The 23,473-nt window shown below is 35.4% G+C and carries 17 protein-coding genes and 1 riboswitch; of the genes, 4 read left to right on the forward strand and 13 right to left on the reverse strand.

The window, feature by feature from the left end:
• Positions 1–49 precede the first annotated feature (49 nt).
• A complete protein-coding gene (locus QPK98_RS05690; RefSeq protein WP_310992093.1) occupies positions 50–400 on the reverse strand; it encodes a hypothetical protein in 351 nt (116 codons plus the stop codon).
• A gap of 42 nt (positions 401–442) precedes the next feature.
• Entirely contained in the window at positions 443–1,558 is a 1,116-nt protein-coding gene (locus QPK98_RS05695) for a Fic family protein (RefSeq protein WP_310992094.1), read from the reverse strand.
• Between the two features lie 901 nt (positions 1,559–2,459).
• Between QPK98_RS05695 and QPK98_RS05700 the strand changes: the two genes are divergently transcribed.
• Together QPK98_RS05700 and QPK98_RS05705 are read left to right on the forward strand one after the other, a co-directional pair.
• Entirely contained in the window at positions 2,460–2,642 is a 183-nt protein-coding gene (locus tag QPK98_RS05700; protein WP_310992095.1) for a hypothetical protein, read from the forward strand.
• A 42-nt stretch (positions 2,643–2,684) separates the two neighbouring features.
• Positions 2,685–3,413: an SOS response-associated peptidase gene (locus tag QPK98_RS05705; RefSeq protein WP_310992096.1), complete on the forward strand. Its 729-nt coding sequence runs from the start codon at positions 2,685–2,687 to the stop codon at positions 3,411–3,413.
• A 362-nt stretch (positions 3,414–3,775) separates the two neighbouring features.
• Here the strand turns inward: QPK98_RS05705 and QPK98_RS05710 are convergent, their stop codons facing one another.
• From QPK98_RS05710 to QPK98_RS05740, 7 genes are all read right to left on the reverse strand, one after another.
• A complete protein-coding gene (locus QPK98_RS05710; protein WP_310992097.1) occupies positions 3,776–4,741 on the reverse strand; it encodes a TolB-like translocation protein in 966 nt (321 codons plus the stop codon).
• A 247-nt stretch (positions 4,742–4,988) separates the two neighbouring features.
• On the reverse strand, positions 4,989–6,776 hold the full coding sequence (locus QPK98_RS05715; protein ID WP_310992098.1) for a DUF2326 domain-containing protein: 1,788 nt from the start codon (positions 6,774–6,776) through the stop codon (positions 4,989–4,991).
• Between the two features lie 6 nt (positions 6,777–6,782).
• Positions 6,783–7,049, reverse strand: coding sequence for a hypothetical protein (locus tag QPK98_RS05720; protein WP_310992099.1), 267 nt, complete (start codon positions 7,047–7,049; stop codon positions 6,783–6,785).
• Complete coding sequence (locus QPK98_RS05725) at positions 7,046–7,927, reverse strand: hypothetical protein (protein WP_310992100.1); 882 nt, start codon at positions 7,925–7,927, stop codon at positions 7,046–7,048. Before QPK98_RS05725 ends, QPK98_RS05720 begins: the two co-directional genes overlap by 4 nt.
• Entirely contained in the window at positions 7,920–8,129 is a 210-nt protein-coding gene (locus QPK98_RS05730; protein ID WP_310992101.1) for a helix-turn-helix transcriptional regulator, read from the reverse strand. The genes QPK98_RS05725 and QPK98_RS05730 overlap by 8 nt, the downstream gene beginning before the upstream one ends.
• A gap of 964 nt (positions 8,130–9,093) precedes the next feature.
• Entirely contained in the window at positions 9,094–13,434 is a 4,341-nt protein-coding gene (locus tag QPK98_RS05735; RefSeq protein WP_310992102.1) for a choice-of-anchor J domain-containing protein, read from the reverse strand.
• Between the two features lie 157 nt (positions 13,435–13,591).
• Positions 13,592–14,773, reverse strand: coding sequence for a helix-turn-helix domain-containing protein (locus tag QPK98_RS05740; protein WP_310992103.1), 1,182 nt, complete (start codon positions 14,771–14,773; stop codon positions 13,592–13,594).
• A gap of 1,015 nt (positions 14,774–15,788) precedes the next feature.
• Between QPK98_RS05740 and QPK98_RS05745 the strand changes: the two genes are divergently transcribed.
• Positions 15,789–16,112 carry a transposase gene (locus QPK98_RS05745; protein ID WP_310992104.1) on the forward strand — a complete coding sequence of 108 codons (324 nt, stop codon included), beginning with the start codon at positions 15,789–15,791 and terminating at the stop codon, positions 16,110–16,112.
• Between the two features lie 570 nt (positions 16,113–16,682).
• Here QPK98_RS05745 and QPK98_RS05750 read toward each other — a convergent pair.
• From QPK98_RS05750 to QPK98_RS05760, 4 genes are all read right to left on the reverse strand, one after another.
• Complete coding sequence (locus tag QPK98_RS05750; protein WP_310992105.1) at positions 16,683–17,069, reverse strand: acyl-CoA thioesterase; 387 nt, start codon at positions 17,067–17,069, stop codon at positions 16,683–16,685.
• Between the two features lie 137 nt (positions 17,070–17,206).
• Entirely contained in the window at positions 17,207–17,359 is a 153-nt protein-coding gene (locus tag QPK98_RS15770) for a T9SS type A sorting domain-containing protein (protein ID WP_494337529.1), read from the reverse strand.
• A gap of 107 nt (positions 17,360–17,466) precedes the next feature.
• A riboswitch (cobalamin riboswitch) is annotated at positions 17,467–17,701 on the reverse strand.
• Between the two features lie 105 nt (positions 17,702–17,806).
• On the reverse strand, positions 17,807–20,119 hold the full coding sequence (locus QPK98_RS05755; RefSeq protein WP_310992106.1) for a T9SS type A sorting domain-containing protein: 2,313 nt from the start codon (positions 20,117–20,119) through the stop codon (positions 17,807–17,809).
• Between the two features lie 119 nt (positions 20,120–20,238).
• Positions 20,239–21,786, reverse strand: a complete 1,548-nt coding sequence (locus QPK98_RS05760; RefSeq protein ID WP_310992107.1) for a tetratricopeptide repeat protein — start codon at positions 21,784–21,786, stop codon at positions 20,239–20,241.
• A 176-nt stretch (positions 21,787–21,962) separates the two neighbouring features.
• On the opposite strand from QPK98_RS05760, the gene QPK98_RS05765 reads away from it, so the two are divergent.
• The gene (locus QPK98_RS05765) at positions 21,963–23,195 is read left to right on the forward strand and encodes an IS4 family transposase (protein WP_310992108.1); all 1,233 of its coding nucleotides are present in this window, start codon (positions 21,963–21,965) and stop codon (positions 23,193–23,195) included.
• Positions 23,196–23,473: the final 278 nt, after the last annotated feature.

Genomic DNA, 23,473 nt, shown 5'->3' on the forward strand with positions numbered 1-23,473 from the left:
AAAAAGAAAAAGTCATCCTATTAAGGGATTCCTCAATAATGTTAAATATTTAATAGTTTAAGCGTGATGCAGCCGAACAGCTAGGACTATATTTTGTTTTGCACTTTAGGAGTAATTGAAAATGACAAAAACCCGATCCTCGTTCTGGAACCGCTACAATCGCTTTTTTTATTCCTTGATGATAAAGCTTATCTAATGCTATAAACATTAATGCACGCGACTTTCCAGAAGCAGAAGGAGCTTTTAAAAGTAAATACTGAGCAGTTCGAGCTTCATAAGCTTTAGTCTGCATTTCTCGCATTCCCATTTCGTTCGTACGCTTACTATTTCCTGTTTGAGCATAGGCTACCTCTACCGTATTGATAGGCTTTACGTAATCAGTATATTTTTTTTGACTCATATGGTTGTTCTGTTTTTAATATGTTTAGAAAGAACCTTATAATTATACTCTAACCAATTTCATCATTGGTTCAAAAGCATATAACGCTGCTCTTCTTCCCGAAGACTCCTCTCTAACCACTAAATATTCTGCTTCTACAAGTTTTTTTATAATAGGGACCGCTGTAGCATTTGGAATCCCTGTGCTCTTCACAAATTTATTATTTCTAAATATAGGATTCGTGAAGATATAATCTAGTATCTCCAAATTCCATTTAGAAGCAAGTAATTCAGAAAACTCTGCTTTTGTTTGCTCATAGAGGTTTTTGATGCTTTCCGCTACTTCTAAGTTTCGTATTGCCTGATTTTCTACGGCCATTAAAAAGAATTTTATCCATTCATTCCAATCATTGCTAACCGATACGTTTCGCATATGCTGTATGTATTCCTCCTTATGCTCTTCAAAATATCCACTGATATAAAAATGTGGTTGAGAAAGCAATTTTTCTTTCCATAAATTTAAAGTAATCATCATCCTTCCTATTCTCCCATTTCCATCTTGAAAAGGGTGTAAAGCCTCAAACTCTAAATGCATTATAGCTGTTTTTATCAATGCTGGTAAATCACTCTCTTCTAAATACTGAAACAGCAGCTCTAAACCATCTATCAGTTTTTCTGGACTAATTGGAATAAATAGAATCTCCTTCTTCAGTTTATCTGCAAGAAAATTTTGTTCTTGCTTAAATTCACCAGGAGACTTCTTTGCTCCACGTCCTAAAAACAATAATTGTTGATGCATTTGTTTTACAAAACTTATCGAAAAGGGGTAGCCATCCTCTAATGCAGATTGTGCATTCTTTAATGCTCGCTGGTATAAGATGGTTTCGATAACATCCGAGCGGACCGAAGTATCCTCTACTCCATCATGATCGGCTTCATATTGTAGAATTTCATCCATAGTACTGATTGTACCTTCTATCCTCGACGAGATGACTGCTTCTTGATTTCGTAATGGGGCCAGCAAAATCTCCGTATTATGCAAATTCTTCAACATCTGGTCAAAACGTGCAAGTGCCTCGGTTGCACCAATTAATTCCTGTATAAATACTGAAAAATCAATGCTTTCTGGCGGAAATTTATCGTAATGATATTTTACAGCATTTTCTATATTGTATTCCATAGTAACTTCTTGTGTATAACAAAAATATTGAAAATATTAATTTAAAACACTTTTGATTACGGAAAAATGGAGAAAACCGTAAATAAACTATCTTGATGACGAAAACCGATAGCTAAATACGTTGATTACGAAAAAAAAAGGGAAACCGTAAACAAGCTATCTTGATGACGAAAACCGACAGCTAAACACTTTGGTTTCGAAAACACAATGAAAACCGTAAGCAAACTATTTCTTGATTCTCTTTTTCCTCTGCTTTGCAAACAAAGTTTCTTTATTTAGCATCTCGTCATATAGTTTAAACAAATATTCTAATCGATCCTCATCACTACCCCCGCTGGTGCGCGAGTCCGCTCACGTTCCCTATTCAATTCTCATCCCAGCACTCTTATCTCGCTGTACAATCTATTCAAGTTTAAGCCCCCGCTGGTGCGCGAGTTCGCTCGCGTTCCTAACAATTGCCCTTCCATTACCCAAGCTTTCCCTCATCTCCCACCCTACAACACCCAATTCCAGAATTAAGATTTCGCTCAATAGCAATCGAAATCGATTTGGTTTCAATTTCGATTTTGCCATAGGCACCCCCGCTGGTGCGCGAGTCCGCTCGCGTTCCCTATTCAATTCTCATCCCAGCACTCTTATCTCGCTGTACAATCTATTCAAGTTTAAGCCCCTGTATTAAACGCATCACAGCAACTTTTCTATGGAGTCAGAGAATCCTGATATATAGTCAAGTCTCAAGATTTTAAACATAAGAATCCCATTTCTAACGACAATCTAAAAATCAACTCCTATATTTTGGAAATATTCCATATTTTTGGATAAAATCCGAGCAATGCAATACATAAAATATTTTAGTAACTTTCTAAACGCAAAAGGAGCCCCTCATTTAAACTCCGATCAAATGAGAAGATTGTTAAACATAGTGGTCATGGAAACCACAATCAAAAATGTCGAAGACCTCAACATCACAGGAAGCCAAGCCTATAAAATGAAAGAAAATGCAAAGAGCTCTTTAAAACACCTCACTAAACAACTACCACCAGATCAACTAATACAAGAAATGATGAGGTTATCACAAAACTAAATCATCTAACATCTCACGTCTCATATCTAACATCTAGAAAAAATGTGTTATGAAACCGCCCTCACAAAAATGAAATCCCAAGTCCAGGAATATTTCCATAAAAAGTTTGCTGATCCAGATGAATACGAGCCATATTACCACCGTTCCGGCTTCACCCATCCCAAGCTACAAATAATAAAAATGGACGAGCCTAACACCATCTATCCTGCAAGTTGGGGATATATCCCTACTTGGGGAATGAAAGACATCCCTGCGTTTCAAAAAAAATATAACACACTAAACATACGCTCCGAAAGCCTTTTTAAAGGCCTCTCCAAAGAAGGAGCAAATGACAAACGCTGTTTAATAATAGCAGACGGCTTTTTTGAACCTCATAAAACCGCAGGAACCTCCATCCCCTACTTCTGTTATATTCCCTCCGAAAATTTTGAAGATGGCCGTCACCTCTTCGCTTTTGGTGGCATCTATTCCGAAATGGAAAAAGATACCAACCAATTTTCCTGTTCCATCTTGACAATGGAAGCCAATCCCTTCTTTACTGAGGTTCACAATATAAAAAAACGCCAACCCTTCGTCATAGACGAAGGCCTATACAACGAATGGTTCAACCCCAATCTAAATGAAGAAAATATCTTAGAATTAATTGCTAACGGCTTCACCTCAAAAGAATTCAAAGCCCACCCCGTAAGCACCGATCTTTACAAACGAAGCATCAATACGGACAAACCTCATATTCTTAAAGAGGTTACTCCACCTGGTTTATTGTTTTAAAATTTTGTTTCGAAGCTCCGGTGGCCGAGCGGAGTCAAGGTATAGTTTTCTAATCCCCCGCTGGTGCGCGATTGCATCGCGTTCCAATGCGTTGAACTGAAAAACAGAGTAGAAAAACTACAAAAAGCAACGTGTTTTTTTATTACAGAGAAGTATAAGAGTCCGGTATAACCAAAACTGGAACAACCAACTCCTGAAAATCCATCCCAAAACAGACCAATCCCCATAGAGGCTAATCGACTTACACCGGTTCAGTCAACACTGCATTCATGTTCGGTTCCCGAAAAATCGAAACAGGCAGTACCTACCACACAGCCTGCCCCGATTATTATCGGGGAATGCTTAGTTATTGGCAACAGTTATTATTTTAATTTTATTGATGTTGAATAAATTTTACTCAAGCCATTTGAGTTTTCTGTAATATATTTTCTAAATTCTGAAATATTGTTAAATTTTTTGGGATTAAGATTGTTTCTTTTGCTTGTAAAATATAAGATTTGGTTTTCCTCATCATAGAAAGGGCAATATTCCATATATTTCGTATTAATAGGAGTCCCTAAATTTTTCGCTTTTTGCCATTCTCCACTTTTATCTTTTTTTGAAATGTATAAGTCACCACTTCCGTGTCCATCTTTCTCATTATATTTTGTAAATAACAGAAAATTTTCTTTTTTGGATATAAAAGCATTAAATTCATATCCATTACTATTTATATTCTTACTTAAAAGGATAGGAGCTAAATATTTATCGTTCTCCCATTTACAAAAATAAATATCATCTTTCCCAAAACCATTTGGGGAATCCATTGTGAAATATAGATTGTTATTGTCGCTAACTGAAGGGTAAAATTCATCTAAATCTGAATTAATAGGTTTTCCAATGTTTTTAGGTTCAGACCATTTATCATCTTTATTATTCCTGTCAACATACCAAATGTCAAAATCTTTATTATTATTATTTACATCTATTGGTTTGTCCGAAACAAAAAATAGGCGGTTTCCATTTGCTGATAAAAAAGGCTCTAAATACATATAGGAATCGCAAAAAGGTAATAGTTCAGGTTCTAGCCATTCGTTATTTTCTTTTCTGATACTTGCAATTTGTGAGATTTCTGAAAAAGGACTTTGTATAGTAAAAAAAGCTTCAGCTCCATCGTTAGAAATACAGAAATCTCGTACATTGTTAAATTTATTTAGTTTATCATTAAATTGAATAATTTCATTTTCATTTTGAGCTAATAATGAATTTGAAATTAAAATTAACAGAATTATTAATCTAATTTTAATCATAATTATTCTTTCTTGATTTTTTTTTCTAATTGTTGCCAACGTGTTTGTATATGGTTTGTTGCGTGGTTTAAGCAACTAATTTAGTAAATAATTACCAACCAAGAAAGTCCGCGAGGACTTTCGTAAGTAGGCGAGAAGCCAGCAATAAATTATATACGGTGTTACCTGCTGGCTTTTCATTCCGCAAACTTGCTAGCGTTGGCAGAGCTATACTCTTTTACAGTTTTGGTGATGTTTTGGCTTAAGCGACTGTAAATGTGTATGGCTTTAAGCGTTGGCAATTCCACTATCCAAAAATTCGTTTAAATATAGTTTTATCTTGGACATCTTGAAATTCAGCTATTACACTTTTGTGAAAATCAAAATCAAAAATTCCATACTCCGAGTCATCATCATTTGTGATTATTTCATCTTCGTTAAATGTCAAAATATATTGGAATTGTTTTTTGTCAATATGTTCAAGATATTTATGATAAACATAATTGATTGTATTAATTTTCGTCTTCATTGAAATTCCGTGGAAAACACCATCGTGAATCAGAAAATCAGGAACCTTTCTGTTAATTTCAATATTGTATAAAAAAACCATTAAATCGTAGGCAACAATTTTAAGTCTTGATTGTCCTAGTGCATCAGCTTTAGGTATCTCAATCTCAATATTAAACGGTAATTTTTTTCTGTTAGAAGAAGGATTAGGTGTAATATCAAAATATGCATTTTCGTAAGATTCATCTACAAATATTGCATTTTTGAGAATATCTATAAATAACTTTCTTAAGTCATCTATATGTCTTTGAAATTCCTTTATTTCTACAGAAATTAATCTTCTTACTTCACTAATTGAAACATTGAGGTTGGTTAACATTTCTTGGTACTCATCAATTTGTTTAATTAATTGAAGGTTTTTTTCAAGGTCTGTTTTTTCGATTACTAGTTCTTCGTATGTGTTTTTTATACTGTCAAGTGCTCCTTTTTCATCTAAAGCCTTGTAAAGTTGACTTCTTTTGTTTTCAAGTATTGAAATGTCTTGAAGTACGCTATCGATTACTAACTGTAATTTTTGTTCTTTTTGTAATAAATACTTTTTTCTATTATTAAGAATGTTATTCTTGAAATCAATAACTTCTTCTAATGTTTTTGCAACTTGATTTCCAAAATTTTCTAATACTTCGTTATAGATTTTTCTAATTTCTTGTGTTTCCACATTCTGGTCTAAATCATAACTTTCTTTTATTTTTGAAACTTTGATATCTAAAGAATTATATTCTTTCAGTTTATCATTTATTTGTTTAGTTACTTTTGCTAATTGTTTTTCTACATCCTTATATTTTTCTATAAATTGATAGCTATCTAAACTTTCTTCTAAAAGTGAAATTCTTTGTTCTATATTAAATCTTTCACTTCTATATTCTTGAATAGATTTACCTGTGTCAATCTTTATTTTTTGTTCTGATGTATCAATTGCAGATTTGAATTTATCATACTCTTTTGATTGTTCGTTATAGTCTATCAAATGTGAAGTAGGTAAGTCAAGTAAGAAAAAATTGAATATTGCTTTTTCTTTTAAATTTGCATTGTATTTAAGAAAATTGAGAGGTTCAAATCTTTTTTGATTGTCTAAATCATCTTTTATAAAGAAGTCAAAAAGCGTTCTAAATTTGTTACCTGTGAAGAATACGTCATTTTTTTCAACAGGCAAATACAAATTAGTCAATATTGATTTCAATTCACTTTTTTCAAAATTATCTAACTTATGAAGTGAAGAGCCAAATTGAATTTTCATTTTAGTACTGAAATCCCTTTGAATGAAATAAGGTTTGTTATTTATTTCAAATTCTAATGTGATTTCGTGTTCACTTTTTCTTAAAAAATCATATTTTTTATTTAAGAATATTTTTTGAGCACTATCTGATAAAAAGGTGTAATCTATTAATCGAATTAAAGTAGATTTACCAATTCCATTTATTCCTTGAGCCTCTTTGTCTTTAGAATATTTACCAAGAATAATATTAATTCCAGCGTGAAAAACAACTTCATCTATTAATCCTGTATTTGAAAATAATTTTTTTAGCATTTTTTATTAAAATAGATTCTGTTGTTGGTGTTTAGGTTCTTTTGGAATTAATTTTACCTTATAGTTTGAGTATTCAATCAAACCGAAACTATATAAAAAAGTAATGCTTTTGATAAATAAATCTGGTGTACGTTTTATGTCTTTTTTCAAAAAAGAGTCCATAATTTTTTCTAAAAGAACAGATGTCTTATGTTTTTGAAGTTCTTTAATAATATCAGATGCAACAACTAAAATGTTGGTTGAAAAATCTGTTTCTGGATGTGGTAAAATCATTTCTCTGCTTTGGTTTTATCTCCAATAATACATTGCTCAAATAAATATAGTAAAATGGCTCTTAAATAATATAAATATTCATCGTCATTTTCAGATGCATATTTGTTTAAGTACTTATCTATCATTTGCTTTAATCTTTTTTTAAAGCTTCCTGATTCATTTGTATAATCGTATTTTATTTTGTGTTTTAACTTTTCAAAATCTTCGTCTTCATAACCAAATAACAAACCGCCTATTACATTGAAAACTCCATTTTCGAAATAACTATCATATTCGTCTAAAACCTTATTAATGTCTTTCTGTTTAAAATTTATAGAAACTTTATCAGGAAAATAGATTTGTGTTTTATAATCAACGTTCTCTATAGTAAACTCTGCATCTTTTATTAAATCTTCAATTAGCTCTTTCAAGTAATCTCTGGCGAATAAATCACGATTGATATTTAAAAAAGTGCCTAATGTTCTTTTTTGAGAGCTAGTTAGTTCTTCAATAAACTGTAGTATGTTTTTAATACCAATTTGAGTCGCATCAGGCTTTAAAGCATTTATTTTTTTTATAGCGTATTCTGGAATATCATTGTTCGTTACAAACATCCAATTTTTATAATCGTCTATCCAATTTTCTTCGTATGATTCAAAATCATCCTCAATTTTTTTTAAATATCTATTTTTGTCAACACTTTTTGGACCATAACAAGCAACTAATGTATTTGATGAAGTTATAATTCCATCTGCACCTTTATCTTTTATCTCTCTTGGTGGAATATAGTTTTCAGAACCATATCTTAAAATAAAAAGTTCAGTTATAAAATCCTGAAATTTGAATAAATTTAGAGATTCAATTTGAACGCGAAAACTGTTTTTTAAAGGACTATTCATTATGCGCTAATAATTTTGAACTTATTAATAGTTCTTTAGCATCTACTTTTAAAATCTTTCCAATTTCATAAAGTATTTCTATACTCGGTTGTCTTCGGTTTTGAGCATATGAGTTTACCATATTGTAACTTTTACCTAACTGTTCAGCTAGCCAAACTTGCTTTTTCCCTTTTTGCTCTAGAACTTCCTTTATTCGGTTCATTTTTGAATCATTTTAATTCAGTCGTCTAATGTATAAAAAGTATTTTCAATATCTCATATTATGAGTATAAAATAAATTTCAAATTTCGTAAGTGGTTGGTAAAGGCAAGCTCTTTTTGTTTTTTGAGGTACGAGAAAAACAAAATGGGCTTGACTGCGCGTTGGCTTTTCAGCTTGCAGGTAACAATCATATAAACCCCATTTCCTTAAAGCCTGGCATATATATATCCCTATTGGACACTACAGTTTATACTGATTTACCCTCAAATGTACCCGAATCCTATTTATAAACCAAATGAAATGTTAACATCAACCATTTAATGTTAAAAACCAACCCAAATCACTACAATCAATAAACCATCTAAACTCTAAAATTAAGATTTGGTTTTCGGTTTCGGTTTCGGTTTCAATTCCCCCGCTGGTGCGCGAGTCCGCTCGCGTTCCTAACAAGTCTCATTCCAGTACCAAGTACCCAAACTCCCATACAACCCCTACCCTACAACACCCAACTCTAAGACTTCGATTTCGTTCCAATAGTAAGGGCTATCGGTTTCCGTTTGGATTTCCCCCGCTCGCGTTCTTTTCTCATCAAACTTAAATTCTCGTCATCTCCCCACTGGCATGCGATTGCATAGCATTCACCCCCCCAATTCCTTATACATTTATAATATTAAAGCCCCCGAGATATCATCCATTCATAAATCTTCCCGCTACCTACCTACCACAACCTTCGGGAGCATGATCTGGTAATTCTGAATAGGAACTGCCAAAGTGTACGACCTTGATATGGGTTGATGACTTAAGACGTTGAAAACTGTGAAAGCAAATGTATATCGTCGCACCAAGGATACGTGCGGGAGCAGGAGATTGTTAAAAATGAAGGTAAGCATCTAGTTATTACCAATAAAAAAGCTGCCTAATTCCTAAAAATAAGACAGCTTTAATAATTATGACTTTAGCATTAATTAATGCACAATTAGTTTTTTAGAAGACATTCCATTTTCCGACACTACATTTATAATATAGGTGCCTGAAGAAAGGTCTAGGTTCATTAAAGATGTACCTGCTTCTATTACAGACTTGCGTAATACTCTACCATGCATATCTATTACACTTACATCAGCTTGCTCGGCAAGTACTATTGAAAATATCCCTGATGTAGGGTTTGGATATATCTGAAAAGCATCTTTATTGTAACTTTCTATGTCAAGCAAGGTGAATAACACTTCAGTTTTTTCAGATACTCCTGTTTCATAAACTGCCTCAACCTCAGCCAAATGCGATCCACTTGTCAAGTTTTCTAAAGTAAATGTTGTTTCGGTTACGGATGAAGAAACCAGTTCCCCATCTAGGTATATATTATATGAAAGTTCATGACTGTAATTCCTTTCATAAGCAACATCATCAATCAAAACGAAATACGTATCGTTACTTACATAGTTAATAGCAACATATTTAGTCTCTTCTGGAGCGTCAAAACTATATTCAGTCCAATTCTCTGGCACAGTGATTTCACCACCAAAAGCCGTAAAATCCGAAGGTTCACTTCCTGAAGTAGAATATAAGACTTTTATTTTTTCAGGATCTGATCCTACAAGCGATGAGGCATTAAAACTAAATTCACCAGGACCTGCAGGAATTATCAGCCAATCATTATTTGCACCATTTGGCCCAGCAAAGGCAGTTAGATATCTACGTCCTGATAATGCTTCACGGTCAATTGCAGGAGTCGTTGAATATGGATTAAATACCATAAAAGACATTGGTGCCCCAGCATTTGGCCAAGTGAAGTTTGTATAAGTATGCGTTTCAAGTCCATCTAAATCCTTGAGTATGTATTCACCTATATTCTCGCGCTCAAAATCTTCATACTTTTCAAATTTATCTGTAAAAGATTGATGAAGCGTCCAATCTAGTCTAGCAGAAGACGCCCCCTCTATGGCAGCTATGAGGTTTGATGGCTGTACTTTTAAAAGTGTAAGTGGTACAACTATGGTATTAGTATCTTCTACAGTTACATCTGTAAGCTCTACAACATCATAGTTCTCTAATTCTACGCTTACTGTATAATCTCCTGTTAATAAGTCAGGGAAGGTTAACGAGTTTGTACCATTAGGAATAAAGCCCTCAACAAAATTATCCGCATTCCAAATAGAGATATAAGCACCTTCAGCACTTCCAAAATCAGTGTTTATTTCTAGAGTGAAATCAAAAAACATATTATGTTGAATTTCATTTGAAATTCCTTTTTCTGACAGTAGATCCGTTTCATAAAGAGCGCTAATTCCATATTTATACATATTAGGTTCTTGGTCAATTAGAGAGGTATCACTAAAAGTAGTTTCAGTAATTGGTGCAGGTGTTAATTCAGTCCAATCATTTACAGCTGCAGGACTTCTGTAAACCTTGTACCCAGAAGGGTTAGCATCCATAGTATTGTTTACAATACCATATATAGTCCAGTTTTTATTAGTAAGGTTTAGGCCTGTCCAAACACCATTTTCATATTTCATTCCGCCCTTTCTTCCAGGTACACTAGGCCCGTCGTCTAGACCTATAGGGTAAGCTCCGTATTGTCCGGCTAAAAACTCTATACTTATCCACAGCTCTTTTGACACATCTATAGGTATAGAGGTAGAAAGCTCGAAGATATACCACCCTTCTTCAGTGATAGATGCAGGTTGAGAATACACTAATTGTTCTGCATTTTCACCTTCAAAAACCTTTACGATAATTTCGGCATTATTAGAGATATATGCTTTAACATGTGTAAGTTTAGCATCTTCGTCAATTAAAGTTTCTAAATCAGAAGTTTCGAACCTAATTCCAGAAATAAATGGATCTCCTCCATTACCCCATTTTTCGCCTGTAGTATTAAAACTTCCCCAGCCAATGGTTTTCTCATTGAAGTATCCTACCGGTGTATTCCAATCCACATCGCCTACTCCATTATTGTTTACAGCTGCAATATCAACAGGTTTATGCAATGCTAGTTCTAATTGAAAAGGATCTAGAGTATAATCTGCTTCTTCGCTAGTAAAAGTTATATTCTCTGATTCATAAAGCGGGTGAAATACTTCGAGTTCGTATCCCTTTTCTCCGAATGCATCTAAAGTAAAGCTCCCTAAAGCATCAGTAGTTGTTATATAGTCAGAATAGCCAGCTAGCGTTAAAGTAGCTCCTTGGATTGCTGTTCCATCTTCATCCATTACAGACCCAGAAATTACAATTGGGGTTGCATTGGTAAGCATTGCATCTAAAATAAGCTCTTGGTTTGCTGTAATAGTAAAACTTGTTTCATAAGTATTATAAGTATCCTTACTAAATGTAGCCAAATAATCTCCTGGCATTAATGCTGGAACTGTATAAACCCCTAACTCATTTGTTAGTACTATTTCCGTTTGATATGCTGAAGCTCCTTCTGGTGTAACTGTAACTGTTACTCCTTCTATAGGAGAGTTATCATCTAAAAGCGAAACTGTCCCTGCAAGGCTACCATAGTCGGTTCTTTTTTCCATAACTATACTTGGTATAGTAGTCACCTCCTCTGTAGACCAAGCTGGCGGTTGGTTTGTTATTAAACTTAAGTCTGTAGTATAACCAATAGAATAATATGTACGCATCCCTTCTACAGGAGTGTTATAAAACTCTCTAGGGTTTACCGAAGGTGGGTTTTCCAATAGCGGTTTGACGATAGTTATAATAACATTTTCACCACTTGCCGCATCATAATAAAATGGCTGGTCTAAATCTATTGTAATGGCATTTCTACCTTCCAAAAACTCAATATCTCCATCATATAAGAGTTTTTGATCTCCAAAATACTCCCAAACCGCATTATTCAAACTTGTACCAAATGTTTCCCTATTTGTTGTACTCATGTATATTTTATAACGACTTGAACTAGTAGTTCCTAAGTTACCAAAGTAAGAAAGCGAAGTGATAAGACCTGTACTACTAATCTGATCGGCTGTATAAATACTTTGTGATATAATAGATGCTCTACTTAGTTCAAACCCTTGATCTGAAGCTTTATTACCATTAGTAACAGACATTTGATTTTCACCCATTCCTGAATAGGCTGAAACAACTGCAGGTATTCCTAAATTATTAGGGCTAGTTTGTGCAATTATTTCATAAGTATAAAGGTTAAAATCTGGAATTTCTGTTTCAGTATACGTTGTATTTGCATACATTTCGACAAGAGTTTCTGTTTGGCTCCCTAGCTTTCTAATGATAGTATATCCAACTACAGGATCTTCAAGCGTACCCCCTAAAACACCGTAATCAACTTCATCCCAAGAAATCACTGTTTGTAAACTTCCATTTTGAGTAAAAGTAATATTGTTAGGGGCTCCAGGAATAGTTTCATACCCAAAAAAAGTAAGTGGGGTTGTATGCACAACTCCATTTCCTGAGTTATTGTACGGTACCATCCTGTGAATATATGAACCGCCCTCAGGTAATAAATCAACATAGGTCATACTCTCACCTACAGCACCGCTTACATCTGCAATTTCGGTCAAGTTCATAGGGTTTGTACCTCTATAAACTTTCACCCCTGTTATGTCAGTTAAAGGATTACCAGCTTTATCAATCTCTGGGTTATTCCAATTGAAAGTAACTTCTATATCATTTCCTAATACAGTATTTACAGATAAGTCTGTAATTGCATTTGGGGCTTGTGAATCTACATTATGGACAAATTGAATATCGTCTACCAACATCATAACAGCTTGAGAAACACAGTTAATCGCAAGGTGTTTTGCTCCAGGAGGAATTACATACTCATACTTAGCCCAATTAGTGGTAGGCGAGGTAGTATTTCCTCCATTAAACAAAGTAAAGTCTTCGGTATTTGATCCCGACATAGAATATCCTACTTTAAACTCATCGAGCCCAGAATAATCGAATGAACTTTTTACATAAAAAGAAAGCACTCCTCCAGGATGATCTTGAAGTTCATCGGAAATTAACCAGTCGTTTGCAGGACCACTATATGAAGAAACACTAGCAAAATATTTTTCACCAGAATGAGGTATATAAGCCTCTAAGGTATTTGGTGGATTTGTTTGTGAAGGCGTGTAAACAAAAAAGCCTAAGGGTCCCCCCTTTCCAGGGAAGCTTTGAAATGGTCCGGCTGTATTTAAACCATCCAAATCAAGTGAAGTCCATCCTTCTAAATTGGTTTGCGAAAAATCTGCTTGTTGTTCTACATCCTCTATAAAAGGTTGTAATAAATCCTGTGACCACCCTTTGAAAGCAAAGAGCAAAGCCAAGAGAATAATTGTGTAAGTTTTTTTCATTATTGAATTTTAGATTAAAAAAATTATTAGCACCCAAAGAAGGGTGTAATTTAATTGCTTAGCAAACTAATCGATTTAAGGGTAATTCGCCAATTTATAGTCCTCCTTTTAGTCCCAAACAAACACTTTTGAACACAACAAATTGACAATTAGCAACCTACAAATTAAGGCGAGATTTACGATAAACTGCTGGAGTTACGTTTTCCATATCCTTAAAGAATCTATAAAAGACCGACATTGTTTTAAATCCTGATTCTGCAGCAACACCTTCGATGGTGTAGTGAAGAAGATTTTTATCTGAAAGCAATCTTTTGCTTTCTTCAATTCGCAACTCGTTTATATAATTATAAAACGTTTTGTTTAGATTGTGGTTTAGCACATATGAAATTGCATTCCTTTTTTCTGACATTTCAGTCGCTAGATCGTTTAGACAAAAGTTTGGGTTTTTATACAGCTTCTTTTCTTTCATTAATTTGTCTAACTTTTCTATTATTTCACTTTCTATTTCAGCTTCTTTGTTAAAGGATTCGTGAGTTACACCTGATTCCTTATCACGCTTCATTTCAAAAGGTTTTACTGTATTTATTGAGCTGACTTCAGATATAGGAATAGGTTGACTAAAAAGTTTTGGATATTTATATATCATAAGTGTTATATAAAAAATACTAATTGCAATTACAGCATGATACGCCATATACAATAAATAGGGGTCTATATAAGTAATTTTAATTATTGCCGAAATTCCACCTATTATAAAAACTAAAGCGAAGCTATAGTTAATAACATGGAACCATTCTAGCTTCCTGCTTTCTATTTCGGAGTATTGTTCTTGGAGGATTTGGTACCTTTTCTTTAGAATTCGATTAGTTTTAATAAAATAGAAAGGCCCCTGTAGGGTTGCTACATATGAACTTATATTCATTCTAATATTATACCACTCGTGTTCACGCATATTTGCTATGGAGAAGTCGCTACTTATAAATAAATAGAGTGTAAATCCTAAGTAAATATAAATGGGTAAAAAATGTAAATGGTCTTTAAATTGAAATTTTTTGTATTCATAAAACATGAATTTTACATACAAATATATAGGCGGAAACAAGGTAAGTGCTAGCATCGGTCCTATAAATGTAGTAAGAGTAACACTGAAAAATGGCTCTTTATGTATAAATGCAAAAAACCAATAACACGAAAACCCCCAAGCAAAAAGAAGCAAGGCAAGCATATTGTTGGAATAGGGCCTTTGTTTATCTTTAAATAAAAGATATATACCAGTAAAAGCCTGTGAAGCACCGAAAAGCATTAAAATAGAAAAGTAGGATTCAATTTTGGGGTACATAAAAAACTATTTAAATAGAACGCTGTAAACTTAACTATTTAAACAAACAGTTTTATGCATCCTAGTATACGTTATATGAAAATTATTTAAAAACGGTCAACACTAAGTAGGGATGTACACCTCCTGATATAGGTTTACCACTTGAGACTTAGAAAACTGTGAAAGAATGAGTGCATCACCACACTAAGGATTCGTGCGGGAGCGAGAGTCGATAATCAACAAAGTCTTTTACAATACTTGAAATTGACAAAATAAAAAAGCTGTCTCAAGGTTTAAAACGGCCTTCGCTAATTTAAACTATCACTTAATTTTAGTTTAACAACTACATCACTTCGTTTATATTATCGCCATTCGGAAATTAATTATTTATGGCATTATATAGGTTTGTAGCATTTTTTACTATTTCATTTTGAAGGTACACAAAACGTTTGGCAATTTTACCATTGTTAACCACTCCCCCACCATCGGTATTAAATTCTGGAAAGCCAGTGCGTCGTTGGTCGTAAAATGTCTGCCACCCAGTATTTCAAAACCCCCGCTGGTGCGCGAGTCCGCTCGCGTTCCTAACAATTGCCTTTCCAGTACCCAAGCTTTCCCTCATCTCCCACCCTACAACACCCAATTCCAGAATTAAGATTTAGTTTTCGGTTTCGATTTCGATTTCGATTTCGATTTCTGTTATGATTCCCGCTGGTGCGCGATTGCATCGCGTTCCAATGCAAGAAATAATGAAATTATCACAAACTTAAAACCTTCACCCCGATCAGCCTTTCCTGAGCAGAGCCGAAGAACAATCAAAGGGCTGAACCTTAATCCCTGAGCGGAGCCGAAGGGCAAAACTGCACCATCTCTGCCTCACATCTCAAATCTACAAAATATGTGCTACGAAACCGCCTTAACTAAAACAGAAAAGCAAGTCCATAAATATTTAAAAAAGGACTTCGCCTATCCTAACAAATACGAGCCTTACTACCACCGTTCAGGCTTCACCCATCCCAGACTATAAACAATAAAGATGGACGAACCAAACATTGTTCACTATTACAATCAAAGAGGAACAATAGAAAGGGAGTTTGAAGTTTTAAAATATGATTTTGGGTGGCAAAAACTGCCTTTTTCCACATTAGAGCAATATCAGGTCTATTTACAGATTACTGCTATTTGCCGAAATATTTATCATTACCTGATAAACCTGTTTTCCAAAAAAGTAAAAGGCCTACATCCAAAATACAGGGTCAAGAAGTTCATTTTTAGATTTATTGCCGTTCCGGCAAAGTGGGTCTATCGTTCCAGACAGTGGCACCTCAGGGTCTATGGAACTATCCTTTGGGAAATTTGACCAATTCCTTTCGTGCCAAAAGTTCTTTAACATTCAACAATAAATTTAGAAAGAATAAATCCTTTAAAGGGAAAGGTACGCTTTTTACAGAGCTAAAAAATCACCTAAAATTGCCAATCTCTGCTTTTTACAGTTTTAGAAGGAGAAATCATAGAAACTTCTATGCTTCTTTATAGAGTTGCGGATTTGAGGTGCAATCGCACGGTAGCTGAGGGGATGGTGATTTCGGCTTCACAGTGTCAGGTATTGGACTTAAATAATGCGACATTTTACCTCCACGTGCCTAGCTTTCTGCAGCCCGCAAGTTAAGCGTGCAGATAACTGCCACACCCACCCGCCTGTGCAAAAGCTTTGGACGAGCAAAGAACTGCCAGAAAATCCAGTTTTGACTCACCGCTTATGCGGTAGTGATTGGGAGGTTTAAAGTAGAATGGGGTTATGATTTATTTAGAAGTTTCGTAGAGAGATAGGCTGGGGTGATCGTTTAATAGAAAGCTGCGAATTGTTGTTTTGATGTTGAAAAACCCATCTATTCTACTCTGATAATCCGTTGATTTTTAAATAAATCGATTATTTTAAAACTTTAATAGGGTTTTTATTTTTGTCTATTGCTACAAAGGTAAAAACGCCACTAACAGCTTTTTCTCTGCTATAGGTATACATTTCCTCTATATATATCTCTACTTTAACCTTTAGGCTCGTTGTGCCCAGATAGGAGACTTTGCCAACCAACTCTACAATAGTCCCCGAAGGAATAGGCTTTGTGAAATCAATACGATCTGAAGACATTGTAACCATACGCTGCCTACTAAAGCGAGTAGCAGTGATAAATGCCACCTCGTCCATGAGCTGCATAGCGGTGCCTCCAAAAAGAGTATCGTAATGATTTGTAGTGTTGGGGAATACTGCCTTGAAAATTCGCGTTTCCGATTTTTCTATTCGTTTTTCTATATTCATTTTAATTATTTAATAAGTAACTAAATACACTTCTTTGTAAATCTAAATAGGTTCATTTTATTCTTGAAACCTATACGTAAAACTTGTACTTCATTTTGAATTGCGGAAATGCTTAAACCGTGTTGCCCGTTATTCACTTAAAACAAAATAATACTATCTTTCATCTCATAGATGGTTGCTTGCACTGCATGCTTTGTGTTCATGTAAAGGTAACTTGTAGTCGGGTTTGGGTAGATTGATACAGAAACTATTTTGTCACTATCAATACTCAAAACCAGATTGTTAAACACCTCTACTCCCTTGAGAATAAATCATCTGACCAAAGCCCATGTAAAAAAACAGGATGTAGAAAATTTCTTTCATAACCCGAGGCATTTTACCCGAAAGCCAACGTATTTAAATTGATTGACAAGTGGCAGGTTTCCTGGCTCGCGTCCGGTAGTTCTCCTTCCCATTCGCCGAGGCGAACAGTGGAATTCTTGAAGATTTAATTACAGGCATCCACCATCGATGGACAAAGCTTACAGTTGCGGGAACAGCTCAGGTTTAGATTGGTGTAAACCAATAGCACCTGATTCCCTTTTAATTGCTCTGAAAGTTTTCAAAAGCAAACCAAATGTGGTGCGAAGGTATGAATAAAATAAACGTAATGGTCAACAAAAAAAGAGTCTGACTTTTTCCCGAAGTCAAACCCTTATTAATATATTTCCAACTTAAGATAGGCGTTGTTTTCTGGCCTATTTTTTTATTATTCGAAGTGTTTCAAAACCTATTTCGTTTTCAACTCTAAGCAGGTAAATTCCATCAGCCAGGAAGCTTACATCCAATTGGGTGGAGGTACTGCCGATAGGCTTTGTAAGTAAAAGCTGCCCTGTTAAGGAGTACAGGCTTGCGGTCAAAATATTCGCGTCGCTCTCCAGATTTAAAATATCATTTACCGGATTGGGATAGGCTTCAATCAAAGAAGAAATCGCAGGTATTCCTTCATTTCCCAATTCATGTAAATCGATTGTATATAGCATGAGTCCAAGATCTATACTCCCTATATAAACCTCAGCACTCTCTTCCTGAAACTTTACGGTGGCATCAGTAGCGGCTGTTTTAAGAAGGTCGTCGTTTTCCAATTCCTCCCAGGTTTCTCCGGCATCGCTAGAATAGACAAGGGAAAAGTCTGAAATGGCCGAATTGAGAACAATCCCCACGATGTGGCCTTCCGTAACTGGGGAGTGGTACGTTTTGTAAACAAGATCCTCATATATCTTAGTCCAATTATCCCCGCCATCAACACTCGTAAAGATTCCCTTATTGGTTGAAATACTAAACTGGTCTGGATTTAATGGATTAACTGCTAGGTCTATAATTAAATCGACATCTGCAACCAATTCTTCCAGACCTCCGCTAGAATTCGTCCAAGTTTCTCCACCATCTTCAGTTTTGTAAATATGGGTGCCAATGGCAATCATGACCCTGCCTGAAACAGCATCATCAAAATATATTCCGTTAACCGTTCCTGTATCTGGAATTTCTATTGGGGTGGTGGTAACCGCATTGAGATCGCTCAAATCGGCTTTCCAAAATTCCACATTGCCCATATTGTTAGATAAAGAATACCAAACTACATCTGTATTTAAAGGGTTTGCTTCCAACGCATCAACATAGTCCATATATGTATTGTGCATCTGATGTTGTGTTTGCCCGTGATCAACACTCACTTTTAAGTCGGCACCCAACCATCCAGCACTAAAGATAAACACTCTGCTTTCCGTGGTTTTATCTACAAACAATGGAGGAGCTCCCCCTTGCGAATAGGCCGTCAAAGGCAGGATGTCAAAGTCTGCTTCATCCCCGGTAGAAAGATTGCGGTGCACATAGCCTTGTTGAACTCCATAATACAGATGATCTGTAGTGCCAGAAAACAATTCTAAAGTTCCTGTAGACCTAAAATAGTTGTTCTTTTTCCAGACCGTAGTTGCCCCTCCATCTTCCGAAAATAACGGAAAATAATCACTGTTAATAAATACTTCGTTTTCATTATAAGGATTGAAAGAAAGATTCCATCCAGAATAATAGGTATGGACATCGTTCATGTCATATACATAGTTTGTCCAAGAAACGCCATTATCCATAGAAATTACGATTTCATTTTCTTCCAGTACGATTATCTGACCTTCATTAATTGGGCTAAATGCTATATAATTGATATTGTCCAATTCTCCAGCCGTCCACATTAACGGAATGATTTCCCAAGTATTTCCACCGTCACTGGAACGGTATAGGTTTTCTGGAGTGCTTCCAAAACTCATCCCTGTTCCTATATAAATTTCATCTGTGTTAAATGGATTAAAGCTTATTGGGTTCAAAATAACCCCCTCCAGCTTTTCATCCCACGTTTGACCGGCATCATTGGAGATTAATATACCCCCCTCTTCCCGATTGGGACCAAAACCTCGGGTTAAAATTAATTGTTGTGGGTTTTCTGGGTTAATTGCAATATCGTTTAAGGAAACATCGTTGAAATCGCTCTTGGAATAGACAACGTCCCAATTCTGGCCTCCATCTGTTGTATAGTAGGTGTTTTCCAATGTTCCGAAATCCAACACTGTATTCATTAAAATGATATCAGGATCCTGCGGATAAATACTATAAGATTGAATGGTACTTATATTTGAAGTTGCAGGTATCTCAATTTCGTTTATTACAGTTTCAGTCTCTAAGTCGAAAATTAAAATTGTATTATCTGGAGAATCTTGATTGTATTTAATAAAGCTCAAGGCTGTATTGTTATTTGTCATCCTCAGTTTTTGAAATTCTGTTACCTCTCCATAGGTCATAGAAAATAAAACATCCCAATTTTCTCCGTTGTCTTCAGAAGCGAGAATATGGTTGTTTAAAGAGGTTGCATAAAGTTTGTTTTCAACCAAAGGGTCGTAGGTTATATTAAAAATACGTCCATAATCTGATGACCCTATAAATTCTAATTGCCCATAGAATGGATTGCATGCCAAAAAGATTAGGAGAAAAAATGAGAAGTGTGTAATTTGTTTTTTCATAGTGTTTATTATTTAAAATGATTGATAGCGCTAAATTGCCAAATACATATCATTTTCAACCGAAAAAAGACACGAATAAGTAGGACATACCACAATAAATTATGCGACAACCCTTTGTTTTAGATAGTTGAGAGATAGGAAAATAATTCTGCCGTTTCTTGTAGATTCATCTTTTTTGCGATGCGTTCCTTTCTTTTTCTACTTGCATCCGGAGTTATGTTTAACAAGGAGGATATTTCTTTTATAGATAAATTCATATATAAATAGGAAATAAAACGAATATCGTTGGCATTGAGACTTGGATGCTTTTCGCGTAAGGAACTTAAGAATCCATAATTGGTTTCATTGAAATGTATTAGAAAGTCATCCTTGGCGGTGTCCTTTTTTAAATACTTGTTTAATTTTGAAACGTATTGGCGAATTTCAGGTTTGTCAGCCAAATCTGGCTGCTCCTTTATATTCTGAATTACCTCTTGCAGCATTTCGTTTCTACTGGACAGATTCAATGCTTTTGCGGCTAATTTTCTGTTTTTCGCTTCCAGCTCACTCTCCATCTCCAGTATTTTAATCTTTTGGTTTCTTTCTTCTATAATTTTTTTCTGTCTGAATTTAATAACATTGCTTCGCCAAGCCCAAATTAATATTAGAAGCAAGATGACAATCCCTCCAAACATAATATATAACAGTTTTCGTTCCGTCTGAAAATTTTTCGTTTTTTCAATAATTTCCATTTCATAATTGCGTAGAGCAAACTTTACGCGATTGGCTTCAAATTGACTGTTGCCATTTAGGCTGTGCAAACTATCCTGAAGTAAAATAACCGAATCTTTATAAGTTCGTGCAAGATCATAGTTCTTATTGTTATAGGTCAAACTGGATAACTGTTGATGTACTAATATTTGAACATCTAAACTATTATTTCTACTTCGAGCAGCAAGAGCATAATTCTTTGCTTTTTCAATATTTCCTTCACTTTGGACCATCTTGGAAAGCAATAACAGACCAGATGCTTTTTGTTCAATAAACTCTGTACGGTCTAACTCTGGAATTAAGATCTCCAATAATTTTTTCGCTTCTGGGTATTCACCTTTTAAATAAAGATTTTCCACAAGCGCATATTTTCCTTGTAAAAGAACGTTTTGATTGTTTTCTAACAACGGCAAGGCTTCTTGCAAATAGGAATGTGCTTCCTCCAGCCGTTCTGCATTATTATACACCAACCCTAAGTTTATAGCATATAAACCTCTTTTAAAACTATCTGAATGCGCTACAGCAATTTCATAGGCTTTAAAAAAATAATTTTCAGCTTCTTTCAGGTTACTTTTTTGATAGAATAAAACACCTATATTGTTTAGAACTACCATCTCTTGTTTGGAATCTAGATGGACAAGGGCAACGTCATAGGCTGCGAGATAATTTTCGAGTGCCTCCCCATAATCTGATAACTTATAATAATTGGCTCCAATATTATTTAGAGATAAAAATAATTCCTTGTACCACCTATTTTCCTGAGCTATCGTCTGGGCCTTGATAAGAAGCTCCAAAGACTTGGTATGCTCCTGCTTGTGCATAGCTTCTATGGCTGTTTGTATATTCACATTACATTCTTGCCTAGTTTCTTGCTGCGCATTCAGTAATAGAAAAAGTGCTATAAAAATGGACTTCATAACGGGTTTAGAGCGTATATGTTTTTCTTGATGAGTTCAACCCAGAAGTTTAAAACATTTGTTTTGCAGGACTTCAGTTGGGTTATTATACTTAAATTCACAACTATCCGAAAGTTTGTTTTTTACAATAGCTTGAGAATCCCGTATTTTTGGTTTGCGAACTAAAAATACATTTTATGGGACTCTTCAAGCGAACCAAAAATACTGACACTCCTTTAATCCGCCAAATTTTAAACCTAGTTCCTTCTTGGATGCTTGCGCGCTGTGCCGAGCAATATAAAAGTGACAAGGGGTGCAGCAGGTATAAGACTTTGGACCAATTTGTGGCCTTAACTTTCGGACAGCTCAATAAGTGTCTGACCTTGAGCGATATTTCTACTGGTATCGGGGTCTCAGAGGCGTTTATATCGAGTTTGGGGCTTGGGCAGAGCCCAGCTCGCTCAACGATGAGCGACGGAAACAGGAAAAGGAGCTATAAGGTATTCGAGACCCTATACCACAGGCTGTTGACCCATTATGAAGCCATCCTTTCCAAGCGCCATCAGTCGCATATTATTAAAGAGATCAAAGACCGAAACATTAAGCTCATTGACAGTACCGTTATCAGCCTGTGCCTGGCGATGTTCGACTGGGCAAAGTTTCGGACAGCAAAGGGAGGTATTAAGATACATACCTGCTGGGACGATACCATGATGATACCAGACGTGGTCAATATCACACAGGCCAAGCTCCACGACAGGCATGGCCTAGAGCAATTGGTCTTTCCAAAAGGGACGGTAGTCGTTGAGGACAGGGCCTATTTTGATTTCCATCTGATGCTGCAGAGGGAAATTGCGGAGAATGTATTCGTAACGCGCATTAAGACCAATACCGTGTTTGAAACGGTCAGGGAATTGGAACTTCCGGAGAATTGCGACCAGGATATCCTGAAAGATGAGATTATAATCCTTTCCAGCAAAAAGGCCGTTGAGACGGGAATTAGTGAAGTGCCACTTCGGTTGGTACACGTGTACAAGGCAGATGAGAACAAGGTAATAGAAATCATAACCAATCAACTGGACTGGACGGCCAGAACTATAGCGGACCTGTACAAAAAGCGGTGGGACATCGAATTGTTCTTCAAGGCCATCAAGCAAAACCTACAGATCAAGACCTTTGTCGGCACAAGTGAGAATGCGGTAAAGTCCCAGATATACATTGCCCTGATTACATATCTTCTGCTCCAGCTAATCCTAAGGACGATTGCCAGGAAAAAACACGCGTTTTCCAATTTCGTAGAAAAAATAAGAATATGCCTCACATTCTACCTTACCCTTGATTACGTCTGCAACCAGGTCGGAGAAGGTGCTAAAAGAATAAGGGGTAAACCGCAACAGGAACTAAGGTTTAAAACAGACTTATTTTCTTGATAAAATCAATATTCAAGCCTGTTTATAGGACTTGACAGTCCAATTTGGCTATTTTTGAAAAACTTTCCCCGCTGGTGCGCGATTGCATCGCGTTCCAATGCGTTGAACTGAAAAACAGAGTAGAAAAACTACAAAAAGCAACGTGTTTTTTTATTACAGAGAAGTATAAGAGTCCGGTATAACCAAAACTGGAACAACCAACTCCTGAAAACCCATCCCAAACCAGACCAATCCCCATAGAGGCAAATCGACTTACACCGGTTCAGTCAACACTGCAT

This window comes from Aequorivita marina, from assembly GCF_031631895.2.
Taxonomy (GTDB): Bacteria; Bacteroidota; Bacteroidia; order Flavobacteriales; family Flavobacteriaceae; genus Aequorivita; species Aequorivita marina.

Bases quoted from the DNA above. Each gene is read 5' to 3' on its own strand.
- QPK98_RS05765 (WP_310992108.1), top strand. From the start codon at position 21,963: ATGGGACTCTTCAAGCGAACCAAAAATACTGACACTCCTTTAATCCGC.
- QPK98_RS05750 (WP_310992105.1), bottom strand. From the start codon at position 17,069: ATGAATATAGAAAAACGAATAGAAAAATCGGAAACGCGAATTTTCAAG.
- QPK98_RS05700 (WP_310992095.1), top strand. From the start codon at position 2,460: ATGAGAAGATTGTTAAACATAGTGGTCATGGAAACCACAATCAAAAAT.
- QPK98_RS05735 (WP_310992102.1), bottom strand. From the start codon at position 13,434: ATGAAAAAAACTTACACAATTATTCTCTTGGCTTTGCTCTTTGCTTTC.
- QPK98_RS05705 (WP_310992096.1), top strand. From the start codon at position 2,685: ATGTGTTATGAAACCGCCCTCACAAAAATGAAATCCCAAGTCCAGGAA.
- QPK98_RS05730 (WP_310992101.1), bottom strand. From the start codon at position 8,129: ATGAACCGAATAAAGGAAGTTCTAGAGCAAAAAGGGAAAAAGCAAGTT.
- QPK98_RS05760 (WP_310992107.1), bottom strand. From the start codon at position 21,786: ATGAAGTCCATTTTTATAGCACTTTTTCTATTACTGAATGCGCAGCAA.
- QPK98_RS05740 (WP_310992103.1), bottom strand. From the start codon at position 14,773: ATGTACCCCAAAATTGAATCCTACTTTTCTATTTTAATGCTTTTCGGT.
- QPK98_RS05755 (WP_310992106.1), bottom strand. From the start codon at position 20,119: ATGAAAAAACAAATTACACACTTCTCATTTTTTCTCCTAATCTTTTTG.
- QPK98_RS05715 (WP_310992098.1), bottom strand. From the start codon at position 6,776: ATGCTAAAAAAATTATTTTCAAATACAGGATTAATAGATGAAGTTGTT.
- QPK98_RS05695 (WP_310992094.1), bottom strand. From the start codon at position 1,558: ATGGAATACAATATAGAAAATGCTGTAAAATATCATTACGATAAATTT.
- QPK98_RS05745 (WP_310992104.1), top strand. From the start codon at position 15,789: ATGGACGAACCAAACATTGTTCACTATTACAATCAAAGAGGAACAATA.
- QPK98_RS05690 (WP_310992093.1), bottom strand. From the start codon at position 400: ATGAGTCAAAAAAAATATACTGATTACGTAAAGCCTATCAATACGGTA.
- QPK98_RS05720 (WP_310992099.1), bottom strand. From the start codon at position 7,049: ATGATTTTACCACATCCAGAAACAGATTTTTCAACCAACATTTTAGTT.
- QPK98_RS05725 (WP_310992100.1), bottom strand. From the start codon at position 7,927: ATGAATAGTCCTTTAAAAAACAGTTTTCGCGTTCAAATTGAATCTCTA.